This window comes from Hoeflea sp. CAU 1731, assembly GCF_039888615.1.
In the GTDB taxonomy this organism is placed as follows: Bacteria; Pseudomonadota; Alphaproteobacteria; order Rhizobiales; family Rhizobiaceae; genus Flavimaribacter.
Window position 1 is genome coordinate 473,228 of sequence record NZ_JBDQQS010000002.1, and the last position, 13,947, is coordinate 487,174.

The following is a 13,947-nucleotide window of genomic DNA, read 5'->3' on the forward strand; positions in this document are numbered from 1 at the left end:
TCCGCAAGAAATCGATGGATTGGCTAAACATGAATTCACAGACTGAGCGCTTGTCACGGGATGATATGCAGCTGCCTGATAGCCCTGTGGCGCCGTCCGGTGAGGCGGAAGAGAAAATTCTTTCCATCTGGGAGAATGTGTTCTCCATAGACGGCCTCGGCGTTGAAGATGATTTTTTCGATCTGAGCGGCACGTCCCTGCAAGCCCAGGAAATCGCCGACGCCGTAAACGCGGAATTTGGAGCGGGATTCAAATCCGGTCAGTTGGTGGAGCACTCGACGATCAGCCGCATCGCCGCGCTGATTTCAACCGTCGACAAGCCAGACATTCCCGCACACCTCGTGGAACTGCGCACGAGCGGCGACCGCACGCCATTGTTCTTCGTGCATGGCGCCGCCGGTTTCCTCTTTCCTTCCATTGAGTTCATGAATGGCTTTGATCCGGATCAGCCGGTCTATGCCTTCCAGGTTCCGGGATATGACGGGGCGATGGAACCCTTGTCGTCGGTCGAGGAACTCGCTGACGAATATCTGCGCTGCATGCTCATGGTTCGGCCAGATGGCCCGTATCATATCGCCGGATTTTGCAACGGCAGCTGGATTGTAGTGGAAATGGCCCGCCGGCTGAATGCGCTCGGCAAGGAGGTCGGTCGCGTCATCATACTCGATCCCGGCGTTCTGCCGGGAGAAATGCGCAAGGCTTTCGATCTGGCGGACGCACGGCGCAACAGCGGTTTGATCGCAATGGCGCGGCTGCAGGCAGCCAAGCTCGAACTCTACTACAAGTCCGTTCTGGCGAAATATCGTTTCTATCGCATTTCCGGAAAATGGCTCGATCCTCGCGATCCGGCGAACCACGACCATCCTGACGTCCGCGCTCGCCACAAGGATTCCATCAATCGCAAGAAGAACAAGTCGAAGAAACCCGCCTTCAAGTCAGAGGAAGAACTCGAAGTCCGCCGCACGCCGGAGGCGAAGGACGCGTCATCAAAACTGATGCTCGCTTTCTATCGCTATGTTTCCGATGATCCCATTCCCAACCGCGTGGACATCATCGCCAGCGAATTTCTCAATGAGCGTCTGGCAAACCCCGTGCATCCGATCAATGTACTGATGCCGAACAGCAACGTCATCGTCTTCGGCAAGCATCATGACGACGCCGTATCAACAGAGACCGCTGCAAATTCAAAAATCATCCAACGGCTGCTTCACGAAACGGATGGTTGACTGGACCTGATCCGGTCATCAGCTTTCAGTATCCGGTCGTCTTCTCGTAGTGAAATGTGTGATATCCGAACAGGCCGAATATGCGACCCAGCGCCTGTCCGAGCGCCCGGATAGATGAGAGTAGGGTTTTTCCCAGCGTGAAGGGCGCCAAAATCAGCAGGAGCAGTCCCGCAACAAATTTGTAAAGGCTGCCGATCGGTATGATCAGCCATTTGAGATAGGGCCGCTTCTTGTATTTCCTTCGAAACGAAACAAGCGACTGATCGCGCGATCTGCGGAACTGGTAGCCGACGGTCAGTCGAACGGCCGGCACTTCCTCGTCGACGAAAGCTTGGGTGCACCAACCGGTCTTCGCGCCGGCCCGCTTTGCGGCGTAGAAGAAACCGGAATCCTCTCCGCCAGTCAGATTGTACATTATATCGAAACGAAGATTGTTTTTGCGGCAGAAGTCGAGATCCGTCATCCAGTTGTTCGTAGCGAGCATGATCGAGCCATCGCGGTCTCTGGTCTCCAGATATCGTGAAACACGCTGAATACGTGAAGACCGCGCCAACAGATTGCGAAGAATGACGGTTTCGATAATCCCGTCTGGCGGATCATTGGCGAACGGAATTACCGGACCGCCGACAAGGTCGAGGTTTCTCCTCTTCATGCTGCGATAAAGATTGCTGATCCAGCCTGGGCGCACGATTTCATCGTCGTCGACGAACGCCAGTTTGTCGAAGCCGGCGTCGATCGCATAGTTCAAAGCGCAGTTGCGCGCCGAGGCGACGCCGATAACCGGCTCTTTCAGATATTCGATATCGACGCCGGGGGCGTATTGCCTGAATTCATCGGCGACCGATCGCAGAAGTCCCTCATCGCCGTTTTCCACGAGGACGATGCTGAAGGTGAAATCCGGCCCCGTATCCAGCGTCGCAAGGGAGCGTAATAGCGCGCTGACCATCTTGATCCGGTCGCGTGATAAAACGCCGATGCATATTCGCTCTATTTTTTGTTGGTTCGGTAACGACATCTGAATTGTTCTGCCATCCGGATGTATAGGCCCTATAGAAAGGAAATTGTGTGGGCAAGCGCACAGAAAGGAAAATATGGAATTTTAGACTTTCTTATCGATTGAATACTCGTGAGTGTTGAATTTTGCAGTCACGTTCCAGTTCTGTTCTTGGCGTAGGCTAGGCGGAAAAGCTGACGTATTGGTCAATTTTCACAGGGCTGGCGCTGATCACAAGAAAGAGATGCCATGCTTCGTTTATTGCGGCTTGCATCTAAAACATGGCGTAATATGATGAAGTTGTTTTTGAGGCGCTTGAAATAAATATCAATATTATGACGGGTGAACAATATTATGTCATTTTCACTTCAGCAAATCGAGAATGAAGTCCCCAAATTCGCGTCGGACAATGTAAACCTTTCAGTAGTTTGCCAATGGCTTCTGAGAAAGCCGATTGATGCGCTTTCGGTCGAAGAGTTGCGGATACTCATAGGTCAGGATATCGGGCTTGAACACCTCCTGCCGATAGCTTTTGCGCTGCTGGAACGCAACCCGATGGTTTCAGGAGATTTGTTCGACGGTGATCTCTTATACGCCGTGGTGCATTGCAGTCGCGCATCTGCGCCACACAACAAAAACCGGATCGCTTCGCTTTGCAGTCGAGCGATACGTTCTTGCAAGGCAAGCAAACGCGCCGAACTCATGATGGCGTCTGCGCTTCGCAACAAATCAGGTCGAGCGGCGGATCCGGAAGTTGAATACCGGAAGTTGATTCGCGACGAACTTGCCACCATGCCATGGGACAGTTTTCTGCGGTACAGTTCCGGGTTTACGTCAGACGCTCAGAGCGGCTGAGCAATCAACGGTCCAGATGCAGGCGGGCGGCGTAAAGAGAAACCGCTGCGGCGTTTGACACGTTCAATGATTTGATGCGGCCGGGGACATCCAGCCTGGCGAGAACGTTGACGGTTTCACGGCTTTTCTGACGCAATCCCTTGCCTTCTGCTCCAAGGACAAGGGCTATTCGGTTCCCTGAAAAGCTGTTGGCGAGGTCAGCGGTCCCTTCGGAATCGAGTCCGATCGTGAGAAAACCCGCCTTCTGCAGATTTGTGATTGCCTCCGCAAGATTGACCACTTGTACATAGGGCATCATTTCGAGTGCTCCGGAAGCCGCCTTGGCAAGGGCGCCGCTTTCTCCAGGGCTGTTGCGCGTCGTTGTAATCACCGCGCCGGCTCCAAAGGCGACGGCCGAGCGTAAAATTGCCCCAACATTGTGCGGGTCGGTGATCTGGTCGAGCACAAGTAGCAGCGGACTGTCCTTCAGATCTGAAAGCGTCGGCTGGGGCAGGGGGGCTGCTTCGATCATCGCTCCCTGGTGCACCGCGTCTTCCGGCAGTTCAGCGTCGATCGCAGAAGGTTCGACGATTGTTACATCGAAGGCAAGGCTTTCGGCGCTTGCAATTTCCAGCCGCTTGAGCGCGTTCCTGGTCACCAGCATCCGATGAATTGTGCGGCTCGGGTTGTCCATGGCCGCGCGTACGCTGTGAAGGCCGTACACCAGCACCGTATCGGCTGCGGCGTTATCCTTTTCGGACTTGAAGGCGCGCCTGGCGTCGCGGTGGTTGCGCCGCAGTTTGGCGTAATGCGTATCTTTGGCGCTCCCGCGCGATTTCGGATCGTTCTTCATGCGCGGTGGTTATCCCTGCGGCGCGTATTTGACAAGCCTGTGTTTGCGTCCGCAATAATTTGGAGCGCTGCGGGCTGATTTGGAGAAATGGCGTGTTGACAGATGTCGATGCGCCCGTCATAACGCCGCGCAGATTCCGCGGCCGCATAGCCGGTCAAAAGATGTCGGAGATCGAAACACTTGGCCCCGCCGAGCAATGGAGGGGTGCCTGAGCGGTTAAAAGGGGCGGACTGTAAATCCGTTGGCTATGCCTACGCTGGTTCGAATCCAGCCCCCTCCACCATCGATGCAGGGCCAGGTGCGCGGGTATAGCTCAATGGTAGAGCAGCAGCCTTCCAAGCTGAATATGCGGGTTCGATTCCCGCTACCCGCTCCAGACCTTTCCTGATCGAAACTGTATTTGTTTGCTTCCGCTATTCTGGCGAGGTTGCTGATTTCACTCAGTAAACAGCTATTTTGCGATAAATCTTGCAAAAAATATTGTGCAACGTGCATCCAAATCCACCTGGAGGCTGCGCAGGTTCCGGACAATCAGGTCATGCAAGTCTGGACCAAGCCGGACAGCGACGGGCCGCCCGTTTCGCCTGGCCTGCTGCCATTCGAGCGCTCGGGGATACTCGAAGTGGAAGGTCTACCATCGCCTGCCGCCGATCAGCTCTATGAAATCACTTTCGAGCCGGAAGGCGGATCTCCGACCAATGTGCCCACCGGCCCGGTTCTTGGAAAAGGCTTCGCGAAATCGCCGGTGCGCTGAGGCGGTTCCTGGTGGACTACGCCAGCGAAGGCTCCGGTTCCAGATCGGGCTTGTTGTCGCCATGTCTCCGCAATGTCTCGCGAAAACGGGCGCCAACAGACGACTGCTTTTGCGATTGGGACTTGCACAGGCGACGCGAAAGCCTTATTGGGCCTTCGATCATCGGGGCTGCCGGGCCGGGAGTTTCCGATTCCGAGTGTCCAAGTGCAATCTGAAAGACAACAGGACTGGAATATCATGGCGAAAGGTAAGTTTGAACGCAACAAGCCGCATGTGAACATCGGCACGATCGGTCACGTTGACCACGGCAAGACGTCTCTTACGGCAGCGATCACGAAGTACTTCGGCGATTTCAAGGCCTATGACGAGATTGACGGCGCTCCTGAAGAGCGTGCGCGCGGCATCACGATCTCGACGGCGCACGTCGAGTATGAAACGGAAGCGCGTCATTATGCGCACGTGGACTGCCCTGGCCACGCCGACTACGTGAAGAACATGATCACGGGCGCGGCACAGATGGACGGCGCGATCCTGGTTGTTTCGGCCGCCGACGGCCCGATGCCGCAGACGCGCGAGCACATCCTGCTTGCCCGCCAGGTTGGCGTTCCTGCTATCGTTGTGTTCCTGAACAAGGTCGACCAGGTCGACGACGAGGAGCTCCTCGAGCTCGTCGAGATGGAAGTTCGCGAGCTTCTGGACTCCTACGAGTTCCCGGGCGACGAAGTTCCGATCGTCAAGGGTTCGGCGCTTGCTGCTCTTGAAGACTCCAACAAGGAAATCGGCGAAGACGCTGTTCGCGCGCTGATGAAGGAAGTCGACGCCTACATTCCGACGCCCGAGCGTCCGATCGACCAGCCGTTCCTGATGCCGATCGAGGACGTGTTCTCGATTTCGGGCCGCGGCACGGTTGTCACGGGACGCGTGGAGCGCGGCATCATCAATGTTGGCGACGAAATCGAGATTGTCGGCATCCGCGACACGAAGAAGACGACCTGCACGGGCGTGGAGATGTTCCGCAAGCTTCTTGACCAGGGTCAGGCCGGCGACAACATCGGCGCGCTGCTTCGCGGCGTCGAGCGTGAAGGCGTTGAGCGCGGTCAGGTTCTGTGCAAGCCTGGCACGGTTACGCCGCACACGAAGTTCAAGGCAGAAGCCTACATCCTGACGAAGGAAGAGGGCGGTCGTCATACGCCGTTCTTCACGAACTACCGTCCGCAGTTCTACTTCCGTACGACGGACGTGACGGGTGTTGTGACGCTTCCTGAAGGCACGGAAATGGTTATGCCGGGCGACAACGTTACGGTTGACGTTGAACTGATCGTTCCGATCGCGATGGAAGAGAAGCTGCGCTTCGCCATCCGCGAAGGCGGCCGCACCGTCGGCGCCGGCATCGTAGCGAGCATCACGGAGTGATGCTGGCAGATGCCGAACGCAGCCGACGGCGCTTTGAATGGGCAAAATGCGCGCAAGCGCGTTTTGTCAGCGGCGCCGGCATCGTCGCAAGCATCACGGAGTAATTTCGCTGGAATTCAAGGCGCGCCGCCGCAACGCGGCGCGTCAACTGTTCAGTGGCGATTTGCCGCTTGAACCATGCAGGAAATGCGTCTAAACCCGCATCTGCTTCGTAGGGGTATAGCTCAGTTGGTAGAGCGACGGTCTCCAAAACCGTAGGTCGGGAGTTCGAGCCTCTCTGCCCCTGCCATTTCGGCGACTGTAAAGTATCGACACGTTGCCGATACTTTACAGTCGCCTATCTATCGTCTTGAGCCTCTTGGCTTGCGAAGACAGACGATATGCCCCCAGAATATAACGGCATCATGATATAGCCGACACCGCAGCGATATGAACCTCGTCATAGCCAAGTAAGCTTTGCAAATGCTGGGCGGTTGTATGAGTCTGGATATACTCTCTTACTCGACCTGGAAGAAAGTGTTTCCATTTGTCGTCCTGACGAAGCGAGGCTCTTTGGGAATAGATCGATTCCCGGTCAACTACCCTCCGACTCCCAATATTCCCGGTCTTCAGGGCTTTCGCTTGTATGAGGGGACCCAGATTCCCACCGATAGGGTGAATTTCAGTCTTCCAGTAGTCAACGTCAAAATCAGATGGCTCCACCCCCAGCAATTTACTCGTGGGCCGAAAGAGGAAGTGAGTAGGATTCTCGATTATATTTTCCAGCTTCACTTGCAGTATTGGACCAAAATGATCAGCCCTAGTCATAGCGTTATAGAAGTTTGAAAGTCGTTTAAATGTGGAGTCTATAAAGACCTTCACGCTTTCAAATTCCGAGGCAAGCAAAGCGTGCGTCTCCCCGTAGTCGCTGATACCCCGGTTCTTCTTTGCATACTCGTTTGCCAAGTATGACGCCATGTGCGGGAGTGGGTGTTTCGTAACGTGACCGAAGGACATCTCTACTCCGCTGTCCCTGACGGAAGTGACGAATTTGGTCGAGAAGAAATTCAGACTCTTGCTTGCATCGACCACAGAACGAGCGCCCACTATCGCGGCGATGGTTTGGTAAAACTCTGCATCAGGGATATCGGACATGAGCGCAATCCTGTCCGAGGTCCATACCCTACATTCGCGGCATGCTGCACAGTGAGCCTTCGGCCGGCGCAAGCGGCTTAGTTCGCTGCCACCGTAAACTCCCTCTGCCGAATTCAGCAGATAGTTCGTAATGGTTGATCCGCCGTATGACACCCCGAGAAGAGCAAATACTTTCATGAATAGAACCAAATTCGGGCCAGGCTAGCCAAAGGTAATAATGTAAACAAACTGACGAAAAATATCCGCGCTGCTTCTAGCACGAGTGATCCCAGGATAACAAGATCGGTACTGGTTTGCGTCGTCAACCGGTGTTCCAGGCGTGCTTTGCCCTGCAGGAACGCTTCCGAATCCCGGTTCCCGATTTCGTCATTCTGCCTCCATTTTTGGAGACGTTACCGGTAGTGGTGGTTGTGCAGGTTGACCGGTCACAAATGCACTCCGTGGCCAGGTGGCAAGGCAGGTCTGGACCAAATTAACCGGATAAGACACGGGTCTCAGGTCAGATCGCATGATTTCTACCGTGAGTGGTCGACGGAAGCGGCAGTAAATCTCATCGCCGGAACCACGTCCCCTACACCCGATCCAAATTTACTAGGCCGTGTGGACGAATTGACTCAGGTAAAGGATTTGGGATTCCGGAATTGAATTCGATGTGATTATGGGATGGCCCGCCCCTCTCCGGAGCGATCGGATAGGATTGCTCTGTCATTGAACGAGAGAGGAACGGACCGATGTCGATAGTTGTGCTTGGAATTGATCTTGGCAAGAACGTTTGCAGCCTGGTTGGACTGGACGAGGCTGGCGCTGTTGTTTTGCGCCGGCGGCTTCGCCGTACCAGCGTCGAAGATTTTGTTGGCGGATTGCCGAACTGCATTGTCGCGATGGAAGCCTGCTGCGGTGCGCATCACCTCGGCCGGGTGCTTGGGGCTTTTGGCCACACGATCCGGCTGATGCCGCCGGAATATGTGCGACCCTATGTAAAAGCGAACAAGAACGACGATCACGATGCCGAGGCGATCGCGGAGGCGGCAACGCGACCGACGATGCGTTTCGTGCCGGTCAAGAGCCAGGTGCAGTCAGACATCCAGGCTCTGCACCGGGCACGCTCGCGGCTGGTGTCGGAGCGCACCGCGCTGATCAACCATCTGCGCGCACTCTTGCTGGAGCGCGGCATCGTTGTGGCGCAGGGACGGCGCAGGCTTGAAGATGCACTTTCTGTCTTCGCGGATGACGAGGATCCCCGACTATCGCCGCGCATGCGGCTTCTGGTCGAGGACTTGCGCGCCGAGTGGCGCAACCTCGATGAGCGGATTGCCGCATTCGATATGGAATTTGCGCACATGGCGCGTGAGGACGAAACAGCCCGTCTGCTTTCGACGATCCCCGGGATCGGCGTCATCAACGCCACTGCTCTGCTGGCCGCGGTCGGCGATGCTCGCAACTTCGGATGCGGCCGTGACCTGGCCGCCTGGCTGGGCCTGGCGCCTCGGCAGGTGACGACGGGTGGCAAGCCGAGATTGCTGGGCATATCCAAGCGCGGCAACCGTTACCTTCGGGCAAACCTGATCCATGGCGCTCGCGCGGTGCTGCCTCGCATCTTGGCCCAGGACACGCCGCTGGGGCGCTGGATACGGAGCCTGCTGGCGCGGGCGCACAAGAATGTTGTTGTTGTGGCGCTGGCGGCCAAACTGGCACGCATCGTCTGGGCGGTACTCAGGAAGGGAGTCCGCTTTGACCCTGCGATGGCAGCGGCATAGGAACACGACGGTCATCGGAATTGTGACGATGGTCGTGGTATTCTGCGGGTGAGGAAGATGGCCTGACAGTCGAACGGCAGCCTGGAAACCTGGACCAGTGAACGGTTGAACGAGACCGTTGTGATTATGAGGACCGGGCTGCGCGAAACCCCATCTTGGCCGGGACGATATCCCGAGACCGGATACGTTGATGCAGACTGAACAGAGCAATCTTCAAAAACCCCTTGCAGACGGGGCGGGCCATACGTTCATGGTTGCCGACATGATTTGGAGGTCGGCAATGTGTACCAAGATGAGCGAACGAGACTGGATGATGGCTCTGGAGGCTTTCCGTGCCTGTTTGCCGCGCGTTGGCGCAAAGGCAAAGAATGACCGCCTGTTTCTCGAAGCGCTGCACTATTTCACCCTTCACAACATCTCCTGGCGTGCTTTGCCCGAGCGGTTCGGCAACTGGAACAGCGTTTGGAAACGCTTCGACCGTCTGGGTAAGTCAGGTGTGTTTGAGGACTATTTTTCTATTCTGGCCGGGCTTGATGAAGGCGCGCATCTCATCGCCATGTTCGACAGCACTGTCATTCGCGCCCATGTTTCAGCGGCAGGCGCCAAAGGGGGCAGGAAGGTCAAGCGCTCCGACGTTCGCGCGGCGGATTCGGCGCCAAAATCCATCTGAAAACAGATCGGCTCGGCCTGCCGCTTGGCTTTGAGTTGACCGGCGGCGAAGCCTCTGACAGCAAGCAGTTTGCGGATCTCATGGAAACTGGTCCTGAGATCAAACACCGGGCCATCGTCGCCGACAAGGGCTATGACAGCAATGCCAATCGCGAGGTTGCGCGAAAGGCCGGGGCTGTCCCGATCATCCCATACAAATCAAACCGGCGTAACATTCCCGCCCACTTCGCCAAAGCGCTCTATCGGGGCCGTGCACGCATCGAACAGATGATGGGAAAGCTCAAGCGCTTCAAACGCGTCGCCTTGCCCTGCGAGAAAACAGCTAGAAATTTCCGATCCATCGTCGCAATCGCCGCTGCATCTATCTTGATCAAATCCGTCCACACGGCCTAGACAACTGGAGATTGCGTTAGCTATAGAAAGTCATGAATTGAACAGGCGGATGACGCTAGTCATAGGTCTCCATCGAAAGCCGGATCAGCGCTCATTAATTATACATACACGAAACTTTGTTAAACTCTTAAGAGAGAATTTCATTTCCCCTACAATCACTCAGTTGTCTGATATCGGTTTCTCTGTGGTTTCTTCGATAGGTGCTGCAAACAGGCTTGTGACTTCCGTTGCATGTTTGGATCAATGATTTTATCAGCTGAAGTATGTTGGACAAGGATGTCTGTAAATTTTGCTCACGATTAGAATGTCCGCCATTTTATTGAAACCGACTGGAAGACGGCAGGATATTTAGAGGTTTAGTAAGTTCGAAGGGTAACGGATTTAATTAATCTTTGTATCGCTGAAAGTGCTGAGGCAACGAATATTTTGGATTGAGCTATAAAAGTGTACAATTTAATTCAGCAAAGCCTGCCCATATTGAATCATTCGTCGATTATATCGAGTGAGGGAGATTTAGGTGGTGGTTGGTTGATTTCACATGCCAAGAAAGAGCAATCGACGCCAAGCGCCAAAGACGCGTTCATTCTCGAATTTGATATTTCATCGGCTCTCCCGACAGCGAAATTTTCCATGAATGAAGAATTCAGATGGTTTCGCATAGAGTATGAGCTGCCAAGAAAATATATACAGGAAGGTAAATTCGTCTTCTGCTTTTCGTACCGAAAACTGTCTGAAGTCAATGATAGCACAACTAGCATCAAAATTATTGAGTACATAGATGGAAAAGGACAAACCTACGCGAATATCTTTCGAGACCTGTCACAATCAATAGAACCCAGATCAATAAGTCGACAGCTCGAGTTCTTTGGGTCGGGGACTGAAAATGCAAGTTACAGGCTCTGCTTCGAGTTCAAGCAACCTATAGATTTCTGGTTTGGTGAAGTCGAACTCGTTCAAGTATCACCGTCAAAAGAAGTTGCTAGCAAATCCAGGACAACTCCATTCTATTTTCCGCCCTATCGAGCCTTTCAATATCAAGTATCGGAACAACTGTGCCGTCTCAATGATCAAATGGATTCGTTGATGCGGAAATCTCCGAGCCAATGGGCAGAAGAGATTCTGAAAGTGGCGCTTACGCTAGAAGATTACGAGACAGCAACAGGTCTGGCAGAATATCTTGAGCACCTATACAAAAAGGACGGCACGTTCCAATCAGAAGCTATTGGCTCATTGTTGAAATCAAAGATTGCTACCGGAGAGATAGATCAAGTTTTTGATCTTCTTACCCGGTTTAGTCATGCGAGTAAAAATGATGGTTCAATTTTAATAGCAAGACGATTGCGAAAAGATGCGAAGCCGCTTGCCGATTACAGCCTGCCATCCGGCAAAAGCGATGTGTTCAATTTGTCATACGACATCCAGAATTCGAGCGATGTTCCATTTGAAACTGTATTGATGCACACTCCTGAAACACCGGAGAGAGCTTTGCTTTGGGCCAACTACTATTTACAAAAAAGTGAAGTCGAATATCTTCGTCAACTCAATGTTTATCTAGAAGCGGTTGGGTCTCCATACGAAATCGAACTCGGAGATGCTCGTGATAATATCCTCCTTCGTACCAGTTTTAAACCGCGCAAAAATCTGTCCCTACTCTCGGATGGACCGCTAGTGTCGGTTATCATTGCCGCCTTTAATTCTGCAGAGACTATAAATTATGCTCTGGGTTCCATTCTTAATCAGACATATCGACACATCGAAATTCTCGTTTGTGATGACGACAGTTGCGACGATACGCTTGACATTCTGCGTCAGTATGTTGCCGACCCGCGTGTGCGCGTTTTCAAAAGCAACTCGAACCAAGGTCCCTACAATATCCGGAATCAGATGATCTCCGAGGCAAAGGGGGAAGTTATAACGTTCCACGATGCCGATGACATAGCGTTACCTCATCGTATTGCGATACAACTGCGGTTGATGATGAATGAAAGGTCGAAGGTTTCTCTTGGTATGTGGCTTCGCATTCGGGAGAATGGTCATATTGTAGCCTTCAAAGATGGATTTTTTCTCCATCAATGCCTGAATAGCATTATGTTTTTGAAAACGGTTTTCGAAGACCATGGACCTTATCGCCAGGCACGTTGCGCCGCAGATTCAGAATTTTACGAATTGATCCGCGGCCTTCTCGATCCAGGAGAAATCTCTTACGCTTCAGAGCCACTGGTGATCGGGCTATGGAGTGCTCAGTCTCTGACTCAAACCGAAGGGATAGAAGCAGACGAACTCGGGTACCGATCGGCAGCCAGACGATCATATTCATCCATTGCGTCGCGACAACGCATGTTAGGCAACGAAATCGTCTCCGACAGCAGAATAACAAGATGCCTGCAAGATGCAGGCATTTACCGGCAACCACAAATTACCATTGAGATTAGAGATTAGGCTTTATAATGCTTGTCGCGAATATTGCTACATATCCCGCTCGCGAAAGGAACCGGCGCGAGGCATTTCTATCCATCGCGAAACAGGTGGACGTCCTGAATGTTACGCTTAACGAGTATTCAAAAGTACCGCGCGATCTTCGAAGAATCGAAAATGCAAATTTTTATTTTCCTGAAGAGAACCTTAAGGATGTCGGAAAATTCAGTTTCAACGTAGGCCCCGAGGACGATGTTTTTTTGTGTGACGACGACATTATTTACCCTGACGACTACGTCTCTTGGTTGACTCGCAAACGAGTTGAATTGGGATCTGACGACATCGTTCTCGGGGTCCACGGCGTGACATATTCTGATTATTACGATGGACGAAAGCGTAGCGGACGGCTGGTATATGAATTTAACAAATCCTTGTCAGAAGGACAGTTTATGAACCAGTTGGGGACCGGCACAGTTCATCTAAAGGGAAAGCACCTTCCCCAAATTGAGGTGATGAAGGGGTCGAGCGGCTTTGTAGATATTAGATTTGCGAGGGTGCTATACGAGCATGGAATTCCACTATTTTGCATTGCGCGAGATGCCGGTTGGCTAGTCGAAATCGAGAACGACGTTTCTCTATATCTGTCGGTCACGTCTAATCTCCCAATGAATGCCTTACGAGAAGTGCAGACTTTTGGTGGTTTAAGCAAATTACCGTTAATCGATAGCCCGTTATCGATGGGATATTAGACGAAACAATTTGAATTTGATAATTTCTGAACTATTTCGCCGGAGAGCAGGGTGTACAAACACGGTATTCGCCTGACAGTCGCTGCCTGAGGGCGGCTTGATCAGGCTGCCTTTTCAGAGTTCATTTTCTCCTCCCTTTTGTCCCGTTGCAATCCTGGTTTCAGCCCAGCCTTGAAGACCTTTTCTGGTATCCTGCCTTTCATGCCTCGGCCCTGGTGCGGGCGCCTGGTATTGTAGGTGACGAGGAAGGCGTCGAGGTCCTTCTGCATCTGCGCGACGGACTCATAGAAGGTCTTGCGTCCCTCGATCCTGAAGTGCTCGTCGAGCAGCGTCCGGTGCAGCGGTAATCATCCCTAAAAACCATCGGGTTGAAAATTGGACTTCTCCATCGTTTGATGAACACGGAGAAGGACATGAAGAAATCGAGATTTACGGAAGCCCAGATACTGGCGATCCTGAAGCAGGGCGAGAATGGCGTTCCGGTTGCTGAGCTTTGCCGGGAGCACGGGATCAGCAACGCGACGTTCTACAATTGGCGATCCAAATATGGCGGCATGGATGCCTCGCTGATGGGCGAGATGAAAGCCTTGGCCGAAGAGAACCGGCGCCTGAAAAAGATGTACGCCGAAATGGGGTAGTGTCAAATATCTTTCGCACTTTTGGATTTGGCTGGTGATCTGAACCTCTCAAGCGGTCAATCTTTGTTTTTCCAATAGTGTCGTGTCCAGATAGCGTCTGGTCGACCATTTGGTCCCG

At 53.2% G+C, this 13,947-nt stretch carries 11 protein-coding genes, 3 tRNA genes and 3 pseudogenes; 13 read left to right on the top strand and 4 right to left on the bottom strand.

Features of this window, described 5'->3' with window-relative positions; translation table 11 throughout:
• Positions 1-65: 65 nt before the first annotated feature.
• The gene (locus AAFN47_RS06370) at positions 66-1,226 is read left to right on the top strand and encodes a thioesterase domain-containing protein (protein WP_499808355.1); all 1,161 of its coding nucleotides are present in this window, start codon (positions 66-68) and stop codon (positions 1,224-1,226) included.
• Positions 1,227-1,251: 25 nt separating this feature from the next.
• Here AAFN47_RS06370 and AAFN47_RS06375 read toward each other — a convergent pair whose 3' ends face one another.
• A complete protein-coding gene (locus AAFN47_RS06375; RefSeq protein WP_499808356.1) occupies positions 1,252-2,241 on the bottom strand; it encodes a glycosyltransferase in 990 nt (329 codons plus the stop codon).
• A 333-nt stretch (positions 2,242-2,574) separates the two neighbouring features.
• Between AAFN47_RS06375 and AAFN47_RS06380 the strand changes: the two genes are divergently transcribed.
• Positions 2,575-3,075: a contact-dependent growth inhibition system immunity protein gene (locus AAFN47_RS06380; protein WP_499808357.1), complete on the top strand. Its 501-nt coding sequence runs from the start codon at positions 2,575-2,577 to the stop codon at positions 3,073-3,075.
• Between the two features lie 4 nt (positions 3,076-3,079).
• On the opposite strand, the gene rlmB is transcribed toward AAFN47_RS06380, so the two are convergent.
• Entirely contained in the window at positions 3,080-3,907 is an 828-nt protein-coding gene (rlmB, locus tag AAFN47_RS06385) for a 23S rRNA (guanosine(2251)-2'-O)-methyltransferase RlmB (RefSeq protein ID WP_499808358.1), read from the bottom strand.
• 198 nt (positions 3,908-4,105) lie between these two features.
• Between rlmB and AAFN47_RS06390 the strand changes: the two genes are divergently transcribed.
• From AAFN47_RS06390 to AAFN47_RS06410, 5 genes are all read left to right on the top strand, one after another.
• Positions 4,106-4,190: transfer RNA gene (locus tag AAFN47_RS06390), tRNA-Tyr, on the top strand.
• Positions 4,191-4,209: 19 nt separating this feature from the next.
• A tRNA-Gly gene (locus AAFN47_RS06395) sits at positions 4,210-4,283 on the top strand.
• Positions 4,284-4,334: 51 nt separating this feature from the next.
• On the top strand, positions 4,335-4,661 hold the full coding sequence (locus tag AAFN47_RS06400; RefSeq protein ID WP_499808388.1) for an anti-sigma factor domain-containing protein: 327 nt from the start codon (positions 4,335-4,337) through the stop codon (positions 4,659-4,661).
• A gap of 237 nt (positions 4,662-4,898) precedes the next feature.
• Entirely contained in the window at positions 4,899-6,074 is a 1,176-nt protein-coding gene (tuf, locus tag AAFN47_RS06405) for an elongation factor Tu (protein WP_499807886.1), read from the top strand.
• 213 nt (positions 6,075-6,287) lie between these two features.
• Positions 6,288-6,363 (top strand) — tRNA-Trp (locus AAFN47_RS06410).
• A gap of 113 nt (positions 6,364-6,476) precedes the next feature.
• Here the strand turns inward: AAFN47_RS06410 and AAFN47_RS06415 are convergent.
• Positions 6,477-7,208, bottom strand: a complete 732-nt coding sequence (locus AAFN47_RS06415) for a hypothetical protein (RefSeq protein WP_499808359.1) — start codon at positions 7,206-7,208, stop codon at positions 6,477-6,479.
• A gap of 731 nt (positions 7,209-7,939) precedes the next feature.
• On the opposite strand from AAFN47_RS06415, the gene AAFN47_RS06420 reads away from it, so the two are divergent.
• The 5 genes and pseudogenes from AAFN47_RS06420 to AAFN47_RS06440 all read left to right on the top strand — a co-directional run bounded on the left by AAFN47_RS06420 (position 7,940) and on the right by AAFN47_RS06440 (position 13,191).
• Positions 7,940-8,965 carry an IS110 family RNA-guided transposase gene (locus AAFN47_RS06420; protein WP_499808360.1) on the top strand — a complete coding sequence of 342 codons (1,026 nt, stop codon included), beginning with the start codon at positions 7,940-7,942 and terminating at the stop codon, positions 8,963-8,965.
• A 313-nt stretch (positions 8,966-9,278) separates the two neighbouring features.
• A complete protein-coding gene (locus tag AAFN47_RS06425) occupies positions 9,279-9,635 on the top strand; it encodes a transposase (protein ID WP_499808389.1) in 357 nt (118 codons plus the stop codon).
• Positions 9,602-10,027: pseudogene (locus AAFN47_RS06430) on the top strand (IS5 family transposase); the annotation flags it as partial. The gene AAFN47_RS06425 and the pseudogene AAFN47_RS06430, both read left to right, overlap by 34 nt.
• Before the next feature lie 444 nt (positions 10,028-10,471).
• Entirely contained in the window at positions 10,472-12,466 is a 1,995-nt protein-coding gene (locus tag AAFN47_RS06435) for a glycosyltransferase family 2 protein (RefSeq protein WP_499808361.1), read from the top strand.
• Between the two features lie 8 nt (positions 12,467-12,474).
• Positions 12,475-13,191 carry a hypothetical protein gene (locus tag AAFN47_RS06440; RefSeq protein WP_499808362.1) on the top strand — a complete coding sequence of 239 codons (717 nt, stop codon included), beginning with the start codon at positions 12,475-12,477 and terminating at the stop codon, positions 13,189-13,191.
• 101 nt (positions 13,192-13,292) lie between these two features.
• On the opposite strand, the pseudogene AAFN47_RS06445 reads toward AAFN47_RS06440, so the two are convergent.
• Positions 13,293-13,532: pseudogene (locus tag AAFN47_RS06445) on the bottom strand (integrase core domain-containing protein); the annotation flags it as partial.
• A 72-nt stretch (positions 13,533-13,604) separates the two neighbouring features.
• Here AAFN47_RS06445 and AAFN47_RS06450 point away from each other — a divergent pair.
• Positions 13,605-13,820 (top strand): annotated as a pseudogene (locus tag AAFN47_RS06450) (transposase); the annotation flags it as partial.
• Positions 13,821-13,947: the final 127 nt, after the last annotated feature.